At 42.5% G+C, this 18457-nt stretch carries 16 protein-coding genes; 10 read left to right on the forward strand and 6 right to left on the reverse strand.

Annotated elements, in window-relative coordinates; genetic code table 11:
* The 4 genes from ileS to gdhA all read right to left on the reverse strand — a co-directional run bounded on the left by ileS (position 1) and on the right by gdhA (position 8192).
* Positions 1-3405, reverse strand: a complete 3405-nt coding sequence (gene ileS / locus CRO16_RS03415; RefSeq protein WP_097055763.1) for an isoleucine--tRNA ligase — start codon at positions 3403-3405, stop codon at positions 1-3.
* A gap of 127 nt (positions 3406-3532) precedes the next feature.
* Positions 3533-5935 (reverse strand): TonB-dependent receptor, encoded by a 2403-nt coding sequence (locus CRO16_RS03420; protein WP_097054929.1) that lies wholly within the window; start codon positions 5933-5935, stop codon positions 3533-3535.
* A complete protein-coding gene (gene recO / locus CRO16_RS03425) occupies positions 5935-6654 on the reverse strand; it encodes a DNA repair protein RecO (RefSeq protein ID WP_097055764.1) in 720 nt (239 codons plus the stop codon). Before recO ends, CRO16_RS03420 begins: the two co-directional genes overlap by 1 nt.
* 191 nt (positions 6655-6845) lie before the next feature.
* Positions 6846-8192: an NADP-specific glutamate dehydrogenase gene (gene gdhA, locus CRO16_RS03430; RefSeq protein WP_097054930.1), complete on the reverse strand. Its 1347-nt coding sequence runs from the start codon at positions 8190-8192 to the stop codon at positions 6846-6848.
* A 184-nt stretch (positions 8193-8376) separates the two neighbouring features.
* Here gdhA and CRO16_RS03435 point away from each other — a divergent pair, with 184 nt between their 5' ends.
* On the forward strand, positions 8377-9153 hold the full coding sequence (locus CRO16_RS03435) for a THC0290_0291 family protein (protein ID WP_097054931.1): 777 nt from the start codon (positions 8377-8379) through the stop codon (positions 9151-9153).
* 88 nt (positions 9154-9241) lie between these two features.
* Here CRO16_RS03435 and CRO16_RS03440 read toward each other — a convergent pair whose 3' ends face one another.
* Positions 9242-10384 carry a cystathionine gamma-synthase gene (locus tag CRO16_RS03440; protein ID WP_097054932.1) on the reverse strand — a complete coding sequence of 381 codons (1143 nt, stop codon included), beginning with the start codon at positions 10382-10384 and terminating at the stop codon, positions 9242-9244.
* Between the two features lie 95 nt (positions 10385-10479).
* Here CRO16_RS03440 and CRO16_RS03445 point away from each other — a divergent pair, with 95 nt between their 5' ends.
* From CRO16_RS03445 to CRO16_RS03455, 3 genes are read left to right on the forward strand one after another with little or no spacing between them, the layout of a single operon-like run.
* On the forward strand, positions 10480-11247 hold the full coding sequence (locus CRO16_RS03445; protein ID WP_097054933.1) for a DUF3298 and DUF4163 domain-containing protein: 768 nt from the start codon (positions 10480-10482) through the stop codon (positions 11245-11247).
* Positions 11248-11256: 9 nt separating this feature from the next.
* Positions 11257-11610 (forward strand): arsenate reductase family protein, encoded by a 354-nt coding sequence (locus tag CRO16_RS03450; protein WP_097054934.1) that lies wholly within the window; start codon positions 11257-11259, stop codon positions 11608-11610.
* On the forward strand, positions 11603-12496 hold the full coding sequence (locus CRO16_RS03455; RefSeq protein ID WP_097054935.1) for a DMT family transporter: 894 nt from the start codon (positions 11603-11605) through the stop codon (positions 12494-12496). The genes CRO16_RS03450 and CRO16_RS03455 overlap by 8 nt, the downstream gene beginning before the upstream one ends.
* On the opposite strand, the gene CRO16_RS03460 is transcribed toward CRO16_RS03455, so the two are convergent.
* Complete coding sequence (locus CRO16_RS03460; protein WP_097054936.1) at positions 12480-12974, reverse strand: acyl-CoA thioesterase; 495 nt, start codon at positions 12972-12974, stop codon at positions 12480-12482. The genes CRO16_RS03455 and CRO16_RS03460 overlap by 17 nt on opposite strands.
* Before the next feature lie 86 nt (positions 12975-13060).
* On the opposite strand from CRO16_RS03460, the gene CRO16_RS03465 reads away from it, so the two are divergent.
* The 6 genes from CRO16_RS03465 to CRO16_RS03490 all read left to right on the forward strand — a co-directional run bounded on the left by CRO16_RS03465 (position 13061) and on the right by CRO16_RS03490 (position 18319).
* Entirely contained in the window at positions 13061-14029 is a 969-nt protein-coding gene (locus tag CRO16_RS03465) for a YheT family hydrolase (protein WP_097054937.1), read from the forward strand.
* A 78-nt stretch (positions 14030-14107) separates the two neighbouring features.
* Positions 14108-14935: a DUF1206 domain-containing protein gene (locus CRO16_RS03470; protein ID WP_097054938.1), complete on the forward strand. Its 828-nt coding sequence runs from the start codon at positions 14108-14110 to the stop codon at positions 14933-14935.
* A 108-nt stretch (positions 14936-15043) separates the two neighbouring features.
* Positions 15044-15901 (forward strand): YicC/YloC family endoribonuclease, encoded by an 858-nt coding sequence (locus CRO16_RS03475; RefSeq protein WP_097054939.1) that lies wholly within the window; start codon positions 15044-15046, stop codon positions 15899-15901.
* Positions 15901-16491, forward strand: a complete 591-nt coding sequence (gene gmk, locus CRO16_RS03480) for a guanylate kinase (RefSeq protein ID WP_097054940.1) — start codon at positions 15901-15903, stop codon at positions 16489-16491. The genes CRO16_RS03475 and gmk overlap by 1 nt, the downstream gene beginning before the upstream one ends.
* Positions 16488-17072 (forward strand): nicotinate (nicotinamide) nucleotide adenylyltransferase, encoded by a 585-nt coding sequence (nadD, locus tag CRO16_RS03485; RefSeq protein WP_097054941.1) that lies wholly within the window; start codon positions 16488-16490, stop codon positions 17070-17072. The genes gmk and nadD overlap by 4 nt, the downstream gene beginning before the upstream one ends.
* Before the next feature lie 251 nt (positions 17073-17323).
* A complete protein-coding gene (locus tag CRO16_RS03490; protein WP_097054942.1) occupies positions 17324-18319 on the forward strand; it encodes an NAD(P)H-dependent glycerol-3-phosphate dehydrogenase in 996 nt (331 codons plus the stop codon).
* Positions 18320-18457: the final 138 nt, after the last annotated feature.

The raw sequence follows: 18457 nt of genomic DNA on the forward strand, positions 1-18457 counted from the left end.
TTAATGTTTTTTAATTAACAACCTTGTGGTCACTTCATCAAAAGAAACTTCCAGTCCGTTGTTCACTTCTTCTGCTAAGTCGAGATTTGCAGTGAGGGTTTCGGTTTTAATATATTCTATATTTTGTTCGACGGCCTCCTCGACAGTACCATCCTTTTGTAGGGTCACATCTATCTTATCGGTTACTTCAAATCCCGAATCCTTTCTAAAATTCTGAATTCTGTTCACCAATTCTCTTGCAATTCCTTCTCTCTTTAATTCTTCTGAAATAGTGATATCAAGAGCTACCGTAATATTTCCTGAATTCGCTACCAGCCATCCTTCAATATCCTGCGAAGTGATCTCCACATCGCCTGATTCTAATGTAAGCAATTTCCCATTAACGTCAACTTCAATTTTCCCTTCCCTCTCAATTATTTGAATGTCTGCGGAAGTGAAACTGTTGATCTTCGCAGCAATAAGCTTCATATCCTTTCCAAAGCGGGGTCCAAGGACTTTGAAGTTAGGTTTTATCTGTTTAACCAGGATGCCTGAAGCATCATCTATTAGCTCCAGCTCCTTGACATTTACTTCAGATTTTATAAGATCGGCTACGGCCTTTATCTCCTTTTTTTGCTGCTCATCGAGCACGGGGATCATAATTCTCTGCAAAGGTTGTCTTACCTTGATCATCTCCTTTTTCCTTAGGGAAAGTACCAGGGAGGAAATAGTTTGTGCCTTCTGCATTTGCCGCTCCAGTTCCTTGTCAACAAACTTAGAGTCCGGTTTAGGGAAATAGGCTAAATGCACCGATTCAAATTCCTCTTTTTGAGTGGCAACATTAAGATCTTTATACAACCTGTCCATAAAGAAAGGTGCAACCGGAGCTCCTAATTTGGCTACTGTCTCCAGACAGGTATAAAGGGTTTGATAAGCCGAGATCTTGTCTGGGCCATATTCTCCCTTCCAGAATCTTCTTCGGCACAATCTCACATACCAGTTGCTCAAATTCTCCTGAACGAATTCTGAAATTGCCCGCGTTGCCTTAGTGGGCTCATAATCTGCATAGAATTTATCAACATTTTCTATGAGCGTATGTAATTCAGACAGGATCCACCTGTCAATTTCAGGCCTTTCCTCAAGCGGCACATCGGCTTCAGCATAGCTAAAGTTGTCAATGTTTGCATATAACGAAAAGAATGAATAAGTGTTGTAAAGTGTTCCGAAGAATTTACGGCGCACTTCTGAAATACCTTCAATATCGAATTTCAAATTGTCCCAGGGGTTGGCATTGGAGATCATGTACCAGCGGGTAGCATCGGGACCGAATGCCGCCAGGGTTTCAAAGGGATCTACGGCATTGCCAAGGCGTTTGGACATTTTCTGTCCGTTCTTGTCGAGTACAAGTCCGTTAGAAACTACGTTTTTGTATGCTACATCGTCAAAGGTCATGGTAGCTATGGCGTGAAGCGTATAGAACCATCCTCTGGTCTGGTCAACGCCCTCGGCTATGAAATCGGCTTTACGCCAGGTTTTTTCTACCTTTTCGGCATTTTCGAAAGGATAATGCCACTGCGAATAAGGCATAGATCCCGAATCAAACCATACATCGATAAGATCGGCCTCACGCTTCATGGATTTTCCTGAAGCTGAAACCAAAACAATCTCATCAACCACATTTTTGTGCAGGTCTACCTTATCATAGTTCTCATCGCTGAAGTTCCCCGGCTGGAATTCTTCAAAAAGATCGGCTTTCATAAATCCTGCTTCCACAGATTTTTTCATTTCCTGCTTTAGTTCTTCAATGGAACCAATGATCTTTTCTTCTTTGCCGTCCTCACTTCTCCATATTGGCAGCGGAATTCCCCAATACCTGGATCTCGAAAGGTTCCAGTCATTTGCATTGGCCAGCCAGTTGCCAAATCTTCCTTCTCCTGTAGATTTAGGTTTCCAGTTGATCTGCTGGTTGAGCTCATACATACGATCTTTAACCTCGGTGATCTTGATGAACCAGGAATCCAGTGGATAATATAAAATAGGCTTATCTGTTCTCCAGCAGTTAGGATAACTGTGAACATACTTTTCAACTTTAAAAGCCCTGTTCTCTTCTTTTAATTTGATGGCGAGTTCAACATCCACCGACTTTTCAGGGGCTTTACCATCATCATAATATTCATTCTTGACATATTTACCCCCGAACTCTCCCAGCTCAGGCCTGAATTTTCCCTGCAGGTCTACCAGCGGAACAAGATTGTCATTTTCATCTTTCACCAATAGCGGTGGAACTTCAGGAGTAGCCTGCCTGGCTACCATGGCATCATCTGCACCAAAAGTAGGCGCCGTATGAACAATTCCGGTACCGTCTTCGGTGGTAACAAAATCCCCAAGAATAACTCTAAAGGCATTTTCGGGATGTTCATAAGGAAGAGCATAAGGCAGCAGCTGCTCGTATTTTACATTCTCCAGTTCCCTTCCGCGGAAAGACTTACCTATCAAAAATGGGATTTTTTTATCCCCTTCTTTGTAAGCTTGTAAAGCCTCTTCGGAATCCACTTTTTGGAACTTCTTATCGAATTGCTTTTCAGCAAGATCTTTGGCTACCACCACAGTGATAGGCTGGAAGGTATATTGATTATAGGTCTGTACAGTAACATACTCGATCTTTGGCCCTACGGTCAAGGCAGTATTTGAAGGCAAGGTCCATGGAGTTGTTGTCCACGCAATAAAAAAGATCTCTCCTTCTATTGCTGAAAGAAAATCGGGAAGTGTTTCTTTCTTAGCCTTAAACATTGCCGTTACCGTAGTATCGGTCACGTCCTGATAAGTCCCCGGTTGATTCAGCTCGTGCGAACTTAATCCGGTTCCTGCTTTTGGAGAATAAGGCTGAATGGTATAACCTTTATAAATAAGACCTTTTTTATAGATCTGGGAAAGCAGCCACCATACAGTTTCCATGTATTTAGACTTATAGGTGATGTAGGGATCATCCATATCCACCCAGTAACCCATTTTTTCGGTAAGGTCATTCCACACATCTGTGTAACGCATTACCGCATTTTTACAGGCCTCGTTATATTCCTCTACACTAATTTTCTTACCGATGTCCTCCTTGGTAATTCCAAGTTCCTTTTCAACACCCAGTTCAATTGGCAATCCATGGGTGTCCCAGCCAGCCTTTCGTTTGACCTGGAATCCCTTTTGAGTTTGATAGCGGCAAAAAATATCCTTAATGGCACGTGCCATTACGTGATGAATTCCCGGAAGTCCGTTTGCGGATGGCGGACCTTCAAAAAAGATGAATGGCTCCTTACCTTCCCGCGAACTAACGCTTTTTTCAAAAACATCATTTTCCTTCCAATACTGCAGAATTTCTTCTGCCACTTTTGGCAGGTCAAGTCCTTTATATTCAGGGAACTTTGCGCTCATCATTCGGGTCTTTCAAATAGTTGCGCGAAAATAACGAATTTTAATAAATTGAAAGGTTTAAAAAGGGAAAACCTGAAATCACCCTGATTTTTATCATTTCTAACCGGGTTATTTTCTGAAGCTTAGCCTAAAAGGAGTACTGCACCGCCAGGATAAGGTTACGGCCTGCAGCAGCAATCCCCGAAGAATAGGTGCGATAGCGTTGATCGGTAATATTTTCTAAAGTGGCAGTGAGCAACACCATTTTTGCCAACTGGTATTGTGAGCTAAAGTTAAGTGTATACCACTCGGGAGCATAGGGATCGCCATTTTCATTGATTGCGTACAGGTAGTCTTTATCTCTTTCTGAAGGCGCCAGTTCTTCTGCACTGATCTCCCCATTATACTCTGCAAAAAGATCAAATCTCAAATCCTTACTTTCCCATACCAGGTGGGCGTTCCCAAAGAAAGGCGCGGCATGCCGCAAGGCTGCAGTTGTACCGTCATCCTGCTCCTCTTTGCCTTCTGTAAGACTCACCTGCGAAGTCAGTTTTAACCTGTTTGAAAATCTGATTTTTGCCCCGGCTTCAAATCCATAGACGTATGCTTTTGCTGAGTTCTGAATCGCCTGCACCCGGCTTGGCTCCCCGTGATAATCTATCGTTGTTTCTCCATTTAGGTTGAAATCCCTACGCACGAGGGCATCCTGAAGCAGCGTGTAATAACCGGCAAGATCAAACTGCACCACACGATCAAAATTTAGTTTTAAACCAAGCTCGGCGTTGTATGCCTTTTCCGGTTCCAGATTTGGATTGGGAACAACCACCAGGCCGGGGGCTGAGTCAAAGATCTTCCCCACATCATCGATATTCGGTGCCCTAAATGCTGTGGAAAGGTTGAGCTGCCATCCTAAAATGTCATTTTGGAGCCAGGTTAATCCCGCGCTTCCGGTGAGAGCTCCCGTTTTTAAATCGGCGTCCAAAAATGGGAAATCATAGATGCTTTCGTCAAAAGAAGCCTTCAGCAGAATAAAATTATATCTCGCCCCGGTTTGCAGCGTCAGCTCCGGATTTAGTTCCCATTGTAGATTTCCATAGGCAGCAAGTGATTGCCATGTGGCATCATCGGGATACCTTGAGGTGCCGGGAAAGACATTTCCGGTTAGGATATTGGTCTCCTTACCCATAGAATTTACCCGGTTAAAAACATATTCTCCCCCATAATATAATTTGGTGCGGATAAAATCCTTTTCGAAGTCCAGATTAACTGAATAGGCGTCCACCTGTTCTTTGGTGTGATAAAGAATCTCATCCCCAAAATTCCGATCATTGCGGCTTTCCTCAAAAAACTGATAAGCCGCGGTAAGTTTGGATTCATTATAGAATTTTCCATTCCCCACCTTGTTGAGCTGAAAATTGGTTTGTAGCCATTCCTGTGGCCCGTAATACCATTCTGCAGCTCTTAGATTGCCATTTTTTTTCCTGTAAAGCCTGTCATATCTTGGAAAATCTGAAGTAGTTGAATAGATGATCCCAAGCGAAAAATCATATTCCTCAGTAGGCTTAAAGCGAATCTTTTGAAGTAGGTTGAGTTGTTCGTACCCCGTTGGTTTCTGCACTTTAGGATCTTCATTTTCCACTATGAGATCCTGCCCGTCCCTTCTCACCGCATATTCCGGTCGCAAATATTCAGAAGGGCCATGACTGCCCATTTGCATATCTCCAAAATCTGAGAATGTCACCCCGGAGAGAAATGCCCATTTTTTATTGCCGTAAGTCAGGCTCAAGTGTCCGGTCTTTTCTTCGTTGGCTGTGGCGTAGCGGGTATAGGCCTTTCCTGAAAAATTTCCGCCTTTGGCTACAGAAAACGCCGGAGTAAGGGTGTAAAAGTTCATCACCCCACCTATGGCATCACTTCCAAAAGTAATAGCACCCGGCCCTAATACCACTTCGGTTCTTTCTATTGTAAGGGGATCAATTGAAATAACATTTTGGAGATTCCCACCCCGAAAAATTGCCGTATTCATTCGCACCCCATCCACAGTGATCAACAGCCGGTTCGTAGAGAAACCCCGAATCATGGGACTGCCGCCACCCATCTGACTCTTCTGAACAAATACCTGCCCGGTGCTTTCCAACAGGTCCGCAGCAGTTTGAGGGCTGGATGCCAGGATCTCTTTTTGATTGATGCTTACCACCTTTTGGGGAACTTTTCTCCTGTTCTGTTCAAAACGGGAGACTGAAAGCACTACTTCCGTGAGTTCATTCCTGGAAGGCTCTAGGAATACTTTGTTTTGCTGTTGCAGGATCAGCCTTTTGGTGGCATGAAATTCTGTGTGGGAAACATGCCTGAAAAAGATGATCTCCCCGGCAGAAAACTGCGAGAGATCGGCTTCCCCGTCAAATCCGGTGAATAGATGTTTAGATTTATCTTTATTAAAAACAGCCACATTAAAAATGGGCTGTTTGGTCTCTTTATCAAGCACAACGATCTTCTGGGCAGAGGAATAAGAAAAGACAAGGAGCAAGGCTAGGCTTGTAAAAAGTCGCATTAACTGTAAATTTCATTTAGGACCGTTAAAGACTTTGGCTTATGAAAGCCCTGCAAATGGATCTCGTAATATCTCAACAGCATCAACAAAAAGCCAGAACGGCCGGCCTGGTTTAATTTTAATGCAGAAAGTTCATCAAAGTCTGTGCCCAACAGGCGCTGCAAAAGGCTTACATTCTCATCATTAATACAGTCGGGATTCGTTTCTACTTCCTGGAATGTACCCTCCACTAAATTAAAAACCGGTACATCTTTCTGGTAATCATCAGGATAAAATCCTAAATAGCGGGTGAGCTTTACCAAAAACAACAAATGAAAATTAACAGTTTTCTCATGCGAATCGAACCAGTCCAGGCTTTCTTCAAGAAAATCATACAAGGCGATATTTGCTTCTTCTTCCCTGACAGAATTCCGAAGCACCTCGGCAAGGAACATCACCACCGTAGATTTGATCACATTAGTGTGAAGGCTTTGGTAAGGGCTATGGATCTTTGCTTCTTTAATGTATTCCAGGGTGCCTTTGTCTTTATGACTCGCCACCAGTTCCAGTTGGGTTAAAGGCTGAAACAGGGATGCCTTCAGCTTTCCTTTTTTGGATTTGAGCACTCCCCGAAGCAGATAGGTCTTTAAGCCCGCTCTTTCAGTAAAGCATTTCACGATCAAATCGGCTTCTGCGTATTTGAGGGCGCTAAAAACAATTCCTTTGGTGGTGATCAACATGAATACCGGTGTAATTTTAGCTTCAGAAGCATTAGGATTTAATAACAAGGATCTTCAGCAGTAAAAACTTAAGAAACAATACCTCTCAAAAATGGCATTTTTAGCAGGTATTATTCCGAAGCAATAAATGTAAGTCAAAAAAAGAAAAAGCCGCAAAACTGCGGCTTCTTCAAAATTATATTCAGGAATAGTTAAACTACTCCCTGGGCTAACATGGCATCGGCAACCTTTACGAAACCGGCAATATTTGCTCCTCTTACGTAATCCACGTAATCACTTCCATCTTCAGTTCCATACTTCACACACTGCTCATGGATATCATTCATGATCTGCTTAAGCTTCGTATCCACTTCTTCGGCAGTCCAGTTGTATCTCATAGAGTTCTGAGACATTTCAAGACCTGAAGTCGCTACCCCACCTGCGTTTGAGGCTTTCCCAGGTGAGAATAGGATCTTATTCTCCTGGAATACTGCAATAGCTTCGGGAGTACAGGGCATGTTTGCACCTTCCCCAACAAGCTTACAACCATTTTTAACAAGAGCTCTTGCATCTTCCTCATGTAATTCATTTTGAGTAGCACAAGGAAGCGCGATATCACACTTCACATTCCATGGAGTTTCACCATCGAAATATTTAGCATCGGGATATTGATCTAAATAATCTTTGATCCTGCCACGCTTCACATTTTTGATCTCCATGATATGATCCAGTTTACCTGCATCAATTCCGGTTTCATCATAGATATATCCGGAAGAGTCACTCATGGTAACCACTTTTCCTCCAAGCTGGGTTGCTTTTTCAACAGCATATTGGGCTACGTTCCCTGATCCTGAAACCACAATAGTTTTACCTTTAATGGTATCACCTTTGGTTTTCAGCATGTTTTCTGCGAAATAGACATTCCCGTAGCCTGTAGCTTCTGGCCGAATAAGGGATCCGCCGTAAGCAAGACCTTTTCCGGTTAGGATTCCGGTGAATTCATTCTGAAGTCTTTTGTACTGACCAAACATAAATCCAACCTCTCTTGCTCCAACTCCAATGTCTCCCGCAGGAACATCTGTATTGGCACCGATATGACGGAAAAGTTCTGTCATAAAGCTCTGGCAGAATTTCATCACCTCGTTGTCTGACTTTCCTTTAGGATCAAAGTCAGATCCTCCTTTACCACCGCCCATAGGCAGGGTTGTAAGACTGTTCTTAAATACCTGCTCAAAAGCAAGGAATTTAAGGATGCTTAAGTTTACTGAAGGGTGAAAACGCAATCCCCCTTTGTACGGTCCAATTGCAGAATTCATCTGGATCCTGAAGCCGCGGTTCACCTGCACCTCGCCCTGATCATCGATCCATGGCACACGGAACATGATTACGCGCTCTGGCTCTACCATACGCTCCAGTAACTTTTTATTCTGGTATTTTTTATTTTTTTCAATGAATGGGATAACAGTTTCGGCTACCTCATGAACGGCTTGAAGAAATTCCGGTTCATTTGAGTTTCTTTTGGAAACGGTATCTAAGAAATCTTGAACATTTTTTTCCATGGTTTTGGCTAAAATTATATTAACGAAAACGTTTTTTACGATTCGCTGCAAATATACATTATCTTCAAAAATTAGCCTTAATTTATTTGTTATTCCTTTTATAATTAATCATTTTATGAAAGGCCCGTAATTCCCCTAATCTTTAGGATGTTTTTATATATTTGCTTAGACGCGAGTTTCTAATATGGCCCACATTTTCAAATTATTGCTGCCCCTTTGCCTGCTGTTTTTCATGGGGAAGGGCACCGCATTTTCACAAGTGGGAATGGTTGGCCAGGAGATAGGCATAGTGGCAGGTCCAGTAGCTTATTTCACGGATTACGGATTACGTTGGAATGCCGAAACCAACTCTTCAAATGTTGGTACAGGTGTCGGACTTGTCTACTACCTCAACTTTGCCTATAAGGCAGATTGTAATTGCTATGCCCGCTACACCTATTTTAACGATCATTTTAGAATTAGAGCAGAAATTGATTATCACGAGGGAGATCTGAATCATTTTGGGGAAATAGCCAAACGAAATTCTGAGGGCGGGAGGCAGTTAAGGGGTATGATTGGAGAAGTCAATGTCTTTGAAATTGGAGCTCACCTCGAATATTATCCTTTAAGCATTCGCGACTATACCGCCTTTGCCTATCCTATTTCTCCCTATATAAGCCTTGGTTTCACCTATGTGGGTTACGATCCTAACACCTATTCCACCCTGGGTCCTTTAGAGGATAATATTTTCCCCACCTTTAAAGGATACGTCCAACAGGAATCGGGTTCAACCTGGGGAGTGGTCGCAGGTGCAGGGATGCGGTATAAATTATCTGCTTCCAGTGATCTGGTGACGAACCTGCAGTGGAGATACTACAACACCGACTGGATTGACGGATTGGATCATGATAACCCCCAGAACAAATTTGATGATATGATGTTCTGGCTGAATTTTGGATATATCTATTATCTGAATTTCTAGTAAAATCAATAGCCTTAGTCGGTAGCGAAAATGACAAAAGCTTCAGAATTCCTTCCGAAGCCTCTCTAAAAATAGCATTTTAGACAATCTATTCCAAAGCCTGCTTAAGATCATTAATGAGATCTTCTTCATCTTCTATACCTACACTTAACCTGATCAATGAATCTACAATTCCTGTTTTTGCTCTTTCCTCCTTCGGAATTGAGGCATGAGTCATAGTGGCAGGATGTCCTGCAAGAGATTCAACACCCCCAAGAGATTCAGCAAGAGTGAAAATTTTCAGGTTCTCCAGGAAATTATGTGCACTTTCCAAAGTTCCTTCAGCAGTTGTAAAAGAGACCATTCCGCCGAAGCCCTTCATTTGCTTTTTGGCAATGGCGTGATTAGGATGATCTTCAAATCCCGGCCAGTAAACTTTGTCTACCCCGGGATGATCTTTTAAAAATCTCGCGACTGCTTCCCCATTCTCGCAATGTCTTTGCATACGCAGGTGTAGGGTTTTGATGCCTCTTAACACAAGAAAGCTGTCCTGTGGACCGCAAATGGCTCCACTTGCATTCTGGTTAAAATATAATTTCTCGGCCAGTTCCATATCGTTCACCACCAAACCTCCCAGCACCACATCACTGTGACCTCCCAAATATTTGGTTGCACTATGCATCACAATGTCTGCCCCTAGTTCAAGTGGCTGTTGCAGGTATGGCGTTGCAAAAGTGTTATCAACTGCCAGCAACAACTGATGTTCTTTGGCAATGCGTGCCATGGCTGCAATGTCAATAATATTCATCATGGGATTAGTTGGCGTCTCTACCCAGATCATCTTCGTATTTTCATTGATGTATTGTTCAATACCATCTGCATTTTCCATGCTCACAAAATGGAACCTGATGCCCATTTTTTCAAAGATCCTGGTAAACAGCCGGTATGAACCACCATACAGGTCATTTGTGGAAATGATCTCATCCCCGGACTTCAGCAGTTTTATTACAGCGTCAATTGCAGCAAGGCCGGAGCCAAAGGCAAGCCCGTATTTTCCATTTTCAATACTGGCCAAAGATCTTTCCAGGGCGGCGCGGGTAGGATTTCCGGTACGTGAATATTGAAAACCTTTATGTCCCCCGGGAGTGGATTGTTTATAGGTGCTGGTTTGATATATGGGAGGCATTACAGCCCCAAAAGTCGGATCTGTATCCTGCTGCCCCCCGTGAATGGTCCTGGTATTGAATTTCATAATTTTAAATATTATTTAAGATTCAAAGGTAGCATTTGCTTTGGGCTTTCTCAAAATAGCCCGTACCTTTCAGATCAGTTTAACAATAACCATTTATGCTCCGCAAATTTTTTCGTCTCCTGCTGCTTGTGCTGATATTTTCAGGCTGCAAAAGGGACAAAGAAGAGAAACAACCTATTCCGTTACGATTTGAAAAAGAAAGCCTGGTGAAAAAAGCCGGGGAAAATTGTGATACTGCCGATTATGATTGCTCCATCATTACATTAGACGTGGTAAGGGCAAAAGGAGCTTCAGAAATATCACAAAGGATCAACCGCAATCTCGATACTCATGTAATCCAGCTGATCTCTTCGGAAGAAGAAGCCGCTATTTCAAGCCTGGAAGAGCTTTCAGAAAAATTTTTAAGCGATTATCGTGACGCAGCCGAAAACTTTTCCGAAGAACCGCCATGGGAGGCCTACGTCAATGAAAATATCTACCTGCGCACAGATACCATTGTTTCTGTAGGAATAAGCATGGAGATCTTTAGCGGTGGTGCCCACGGTTATAAAAATCTCACCTTCCTGAACTTTGATCCCAGAACCGGAGAAAAACTTGCCTATAATGACATTTTTGAACCGGAATTTTCAGCCTTTGTTGAAGAGCGTTTCCGAAGAGAACAGAATATTCCGGAAGCTGATAATATCAACAGCACAGGTTTCTGGTTTGAGGATAATAATTTCCACCTGCCCGAAAATATAGGTTTTTCTGAAGATAAGGTGATCCTGGTATATAATGCCTACGAAATTGCAGCTTATGCAGCGGGAGAGATCCTCATGGAAATTCCCATTGAAGAGGTGCGGCCTTTCCTGAAGAATGAATAATTTTGCAGCATGAAAAAGATCTATCACCTTTCTACCTGTGATACCTGTAAAAAGATACTGAAGGAGCTGGATCCACCCTCTTCTTATGAGCTGCAGGACATCAAGGAATATCCGTTAACGGAAGAACAGCTTAAGGAGCTTAAACATCTTTCGGGAACTTATGAAGCCCTTTTCAGCAAAAGAGCCAGGCTTTACAAAGAGAGGGATCTTAAAAACAAACAGCTTTCTGAAGAAGACTATAAAATTCTCCTTTTAGAGCACTATACTTTCTTAAAGCGGCCGGTAATCGTGAACGGGCAAAAGATCTTTATTGGCAATTCCAAAAAGGAAGTGGCTGCAGCAAAAGCTTCTTTAAGTGAATAAGAGGCTGCTGGCCATACTTGCAGCCATTGGTGCGGGAACTATCTACGGAATTAATCACACCGTGGCCAAAGGATTAATGCCGGTCTACATTCAGCCTTTCGGGTTTATTTTATTAAGAGTAACAGGAGCTGCTATTTTGTTCTGGCTTATAAGCTTTTGGGGGCCTAAAGAAAAGATCGCCACCAGTGACTGGCCGCGGCTCTTTGGGTGCGCCGTTTTGGGAATGTGCATCAATATGCTACTTTTCTTTAAAGGCCTAAGCTGGACCACGCCAATTAACAGTTCGGTTATTACCACTATAACTCCGGTGCTGGTATTGATTCTTGCTGCGATCCTGATCAAAGAACGGGTAACCTTGAAAAAAGCTGCAGGAGTGATCATAGGTTTATCCGGAGCTTTGATGCTGGTATTTTTCAGTGCTCGCGGAGTAATCAATGCACCAAACATCCCGATGGGGAATTTATTGGTTCTGGGAAATGCAATTTCTTATGGGCTTTACCTCATCCTGGTCAAACCCCTTACTTCCAAGTACCATTCCTTCACCATTATGAAATGGCTTTTCCTGATGGCAGTAGTCATCAATTTTCCCATTACCATCAAAGAATTTTTAGAAGTTGAATGGACGATTCTGCCTAAGGATGCGATCCTGGGAATGGCATTCGTGATCTTTGGCACTACCTTTCTCACCTACCTGCTGAATGTTTTTGCGCTTAAAGAATTGAGTGCGGCAACCATAAGTGCTTTTGTTTATCTGCAACCCTTGATCGCTATTGCTTATGCAGTCTCTACAGGAGCCGATTCGCTAAGCCTGCTTAAAATTGTTGCCGCGTTACTGGTGTTTACAGGAGTTTACCTGGTAACCAGGAAACCTAAGCCTTCAACTTAGCAGGATCTATATCTTTTGGTGCTTTCCCAAACCTGCGGGTATCTTCTTTTGTAAGGACCTTGAAATCCTCGGTATGGTCCAGGTTATTGAGTTTATCGAACAGCTCTTTTGGAAGCCCGGTGAGTTTACGTTCCTTTAGATCGATCCATCCACCCATCATTTCACAGCTGGCAAAATTCCGCCCTTTATGATCATAAAAATCATGTACAAATTCGAAGTACATTCCATCTTCAGAAAGGCCGCTTAGTTTTAAAGTTACTGTTACAGGCTCTCCTGCAAAGACCTCTTTAAAATAATAAACGTGCTCATAAAATACCACAGGACCCAGGTTGTGCTGCGCCATTTCTTTCTGGCCAAAGCCGTTCTCCATTAAAAACCCCATTCTGGTATGGCTCATAAAATTGATATAAGCTGTATTGGCTAAATGTCGGTTGGCATCAATGTCACTCCATCTTATCTCAAACTTCTTCTTGTACATTTTCAAAATTTTGAGATAAAATTACAAATTAATATTATGCACGCATAGCGATTTTTAATTCCTTTACAAATCTTAAATGAGATGAAATGCCTCTTGTAAAAAGCACATATGATCCGCCGTTTATCTTCAGGAACTACCACGTTTCTACGGTATATTCGGCTACCCTTCGCAAAGCGCCGGTACCCCAGCAGCGGGAAAGGGTGACTTTGCAGGATGGAGATTTCATCGATCTTGACTGGAGCTTTTCAGAAAAAGAAACTGATAAGGTCCTGGTAGTGATTCACGGCCTTGAAGGGAGTGCAAGCCGCCCTTATGTCACCGGGCTGGCTAAATACTTTATTAAAAATGGCTGGGACGTTGCAGCCATGAACCTTCGCGGTTGCAGCGGAGAATTGAACAGGCGCTTCCGGTCCTATCATGCAGGTGCAACAGATGACCTGCAGGAGGTGATAGAATACATTTTGGATAAAGATAAATATAAGCACATCGCATTCAACGGCTTTAGCCTGGGTGGGAATCTCATGCTAAAATACCTGGGTGAAAAAAGGGAAATTCCTAAGCAAATAAAGGCAGCGGTCATGGTCTCTGTTCCCTGCGACCTTCATGGCTCCTTAAAACAACTTCAGAAGAAAGAGAATTATCTTTACTCAAAGCGTTTTTATTATAAACTCAGGGACCACCTGTTACTGCGGGCAGAACAGTTTCCGGAACAGTTAACCAAGGAAGAGATCGAGGCCTGCGATTCCCTGCTGGACATTGATGAACTCTACACCAGCCGTGCCCATGATTTTGCAAATGCTGTGGATTATTATGAGAAGAACAGCTCCCTGCAATTCCTGGAAAATATCACAGTTCCTACCCTGCTCATAAATGCCAAAAATGACGGCTTTCTTTCTGAAGCCTGTTACCCGATTAAAATTGCAGGAAAAAGTGAATTTCTTTTTCTGGAGATGCCTGAGTATGGGGGTCATGTGGGATTCATTCAGAAAAAACCTCAAACCTATACCGAAGAACGCGCACTCGAATTTTTTCAGGTTCATTTATCACCTCCATAAAGCTAAAGGAGGGTTAAAAAATAATTACAGCTGCTGCCAAAGAAGCTTTTTGATCTATATTAGTTTAAAAGGAAAAATATGACTAAAAATCCTGATGAGGGACATGTGGCAAAAGTGCGTTCTGCAGGCTTTTTTACCAAGGGTGTCGTTTATGTGATCATTGGCAGTCTCACCTTTTTGGCAGCTTTTGATCAGGGTGGAGATATAAGCAGTACAGATGGTGCGGTGCAGTTTCTAATCAGTTTACCCCTGGGGAATATCCTTGGTGCCTTGGTAGCTTTAGGACTTTTTGCCTACACCTTTTGGCGTATTTACCAGGCTTTCTTCCTTCCCGGAAATAATGGAAATAGTAAAGATCTTAAAAGTGGGTTTAAAAGATTCAGATATTTTTATTCTGCTGTTTTTTACGGAATCATCGCCTACTCCTTTGCCAAACCTTTTTTTAAGGATATTTCAGATTCTAATGAAAGCTCTGAAGGAGGGATGGAAGAAAAAGCCGCTCTTTGGGAGTTACTGTCCACAGATTGGGGTAAGATCCTGATCTGGATCCTCGCAATCGTAGTTGCAGGACAGGCTTTATGGCAATTCAGGATCGGCAGGAGTGGTAAATACATGAAGAAGATAGATAATTATCCCGATATTAAGCATGAATATGATTTTATTAGAAAGGCAGGGAAATTTGGATACTATGCCCGGGGGGTGGTTTTTGGAATTATTTCCTATTTCCTTTTTAAGGTGATCCTACAGCACAATGCCAGTATTTATAAAGGGACAGAAGGTGCGCTTCAATACTTGCTTTCCTTCTCCTATGGACCATTCCTGCTTGGTGCAACAGCCGTTGGACTTATCGGCTACGGGATTTTTAACATGATGGTGGCAAGACATGCCAATCTTACTACGCTTTAGAAAAAGGTGAATTATCTAAGGCTGATCTTTCTTGCCCTTATATAATCCCACCCCCTGCTTTGCACTGCTACATAAATCATTATCTTTGTGCATCTTTAAAATTACCCTATGATTCAGTCTATGACCGGCTTTGGTAAGAGCATTATACAGCTTCCATCCAAAAAGATCACCGTAGAGATCAAATCCCTTAACAGCAAAAGTCTCGATTTAAATGCACGCATTCCTTCTCAATACCGGGAAAAAGAACTGCAGTTGCGCAATAAGATCGCGCGGGAACTCAACCGCGGAAAAGTGGATTTTTCGGTCTTTGTGGAAGTGACGGGAGAAGAAACTACGGCGGCTGTAAATCCTGCAGTGGTCAAAAAATACATGAAGCAGCTTAGAGAGATCTCAGCTGGGGATGAAACTGAATTGCTGAAAATGGCAGTACGCATGCCCGATGCTCTGAAAACTGAAAGGGAGGAGATCGATGAAAACGAATTTCGCGCTATAGAAGAGGCTGTAGATGAAGCTTTACGTGAGATCAACGACTTTCGTTCTGCTGAAGGTAAGGCGCTGGAAGATGAACTGGAACAAAGAGCCGGAAACATTCTGGTCCTCCTGAAGCAGGTGATGGCTATGGATCCCGAACGCATTGCAGGTGTACGCGAGCGACTACAGAAAGGGGTTGCCGATCTAAAAGAGAATGTAGATCAAAACAGGTTTGAGCAGGAGCTCATCTTCTACATTGAAAAATTCGATATTACTGAAGAAAAGGTACGGTTGGAAAACCATATGGACTATTTTATAAAAACCCTGAATTCTGCCGACTCTAACGGAAAAAAGCTGGGTTTCATTTCCCAGGAGATGGGACGGGAGATCAATACTATTGGGAGCAAATCCAATTATGCACCTATGCAGCAACTCGTGGTGCAAATGAAGGATGAGCTGGAAAAGATCAAGGAACAACTATTAAACGTACTGTAATGGCAGACGGAAAATTGATCGTCTTTTCGGCTCCCTCAGGATCGGGAAAAACGACCATCGTAAAATACCTTTTAGCCCAGGAAGAACTCAACCTGGAATTCTCAATTTCAGCCACTTCCAGAGAACCAAGAGGAAGCGAAATCCACGGAAAGGATTATTACTTTCTAAGCTTAAAGGAGTTTAAGAGTAAAATCAAAAATGATGAATTCCTGGAATGGGAAGAAGTTTACCGCGACAACTTCTACGGAACCTTGAAAAGTGAAGTAGAACGCATCTGGTCCCATGGCAAAAATGTTATTTTTGACATCGATGTGGTTGGAGGCCTTGACATCAAGAACATCTATCCAGAAAAAACCCTTGCTGTTTTTGTTAAACCTCCAAGCATAGAGGAACTAAAGATTCGCCTTAAGAAGCGGGAGACAGAATCTATGGACAAGATCAATATGAGAGTGGCAAAAGCTTCTATTGAACTGGCCACTGCACCCCAGTTTGATTATATCATTGTAAACAACGATCTAAATACAGCTTTGGAAGAGGCATATACCCTGGTTTCCGATTTTGTGGGAGCCAATAAAGATCTCAAAAAGTGAAAAAAAGAGTAGGATTATTTTTTGGCACTTTTAATCCTGTACACATAGGTCACCTCATCCTTGCAAATCACCTGCTACAGTACTCAGACCTTACCGAGATCTGGATGGTGGTAACACCCCACAATCCGTTTAAAAAGAAGAGCAGCTTACTCAACAACCAATACCGCTATGATATGGTGTGGCAGTTGTGTGAGGAATATCCCGGAATAAGGCCAAGTGATATCGAATTTAACCTGCCGCAGCCTAACTATACAGTGACGACGCTTGCGCACCTGGAAGATAAATATCCGCAGTATGATTTTTCCCTCATTATGGGAGAAGATAACCTAAAGAGCTTTCCCAAATGGAAAAATTATGAGGTGATCCTGGAGCGGCATCATATTATTGTGTATCCCCGGCATTCTGAAGGGGAAACCCATCCAGATCTGCTCGACCACCCAAAGGTATCTCTGGTCGATGCGCCAAGAGTGGAGATCTCCTCCACGTTCATTAGAAAAGCCATTAAAGCAGGTAAGGATGTAAGACCGTTATTACCGCCCATGGTATGGAAATACATCGATGAGATGAATTTTTACCGCTAAAAAAAATTGCCTCAGGACTCTATACCGGAGGCAATTTCTTCACTAACTAACCAACCAAAAAAGATTAAACTCTTCGAAATTATAATCTTTCTTGTATTATAACGCAGCTTTATTTTCAATAGTACACAGAATATAAACTTCTAAATGTTAAAGTTTTAGACCTTCTTATACAGTTTTAAAATTTTCTTTGCTGAGGCTATTCTGTACAACCCTTTTATTTTCCTTATTTTTGGAGACAGAACTAACTAACTATGGAGAGATCACCTAAGTTCGCCGTAATAGGCGGAGGTAGCTGGGCTACAGCTAATGTGAAAATGCTATGTGAGAACCTTGATGAGGTCACCTGGTATATGCGCAGTGTTTATGCTATTGAGCATATCAAAAAGCAGGAGCATAACCCTAATTACCTTAGCTCTGTAGAGTTTGATATTACCCAATTATATCTCACCAATGACATTAATGAAGCAGTTAGAAGAGCAGATGTACTCATCTTCGCTATTCCTTCAGCTTTTTTAAAGCGGGAGCTGGACAACCTAACAGAATCCCTCGATGGCAAGATCATTTTTTCGGCTATTAAAGGTATAGTGCCCGAAACCAGTCTTATTGTAGGAGAACATTTCCACCAAACCTACAATATTCCCTATGAGAACATAGGGGTGATCACGGGGCCATGTCATGCAGAAGAGGTTGCACTGGAAAGGTTATCCTATCTCACCATCGCATGTTCAGATGAAGAAAAAGCAAAGCTGGTAGCAAAAAATCTGAGCAGTGACTATATCACCTGTAAGACCAGTGATGATATCGTAGGAACCGAATATGCCGCAATGCTTAAGAATATCTATGCCATTGCCGCCGGAATCGCCCACGGACTCGGCTACGGAGATAATTTCCAGAGCGTATTGATGAGCAACGCGATTAGAGAAATGAAGAAGTTCATCAAGAAGGTCCACAAGATGAAACGCAATATCAATGATTCTGCCTACCTCGGAGACCTTCTGGTTACCGGTTATTCCATCTTTAGCCGAAACAGGATGTTTGGAAACATGATTGGGAAAGGCTATACCGTAAAAAGTGCCCAGATGGAAATGAGCATGGTGGCCGAAGGATATTATGCCACCGAGAGTGCCTACAAAATAGTTCAGGAAACAGGGGCAAAAACTCCAATCATTAATGCCGTTTACGGTATACTTTACCAGGGAAAAGAGCCAAAAAAGGTCTTCAAGAAATTGGCTGAGAAACTGGATTAATACTGAGACCTGTGAGGTTTCCAAAACCTTCTAGGTCTTTTTAACCTGATTAGACCTACAAGGTCAGAAAAAAGACCTTGCAGGTCTTCCCAAAGTATTTGCCGATCTTCTCCTCTCCTTTGGAGAGGTTTTTTTATT

The sequence above is a fragment of the Salinimicrobium sediminis genome (assembly GCF_900215295.1).
Lineage (GTDB): Bacteria > Bacteroidota > Bacteroidia > Flavobacteriales > Flavobacteriaceae > Salinimicrobium > Salinimicrobium sediminis.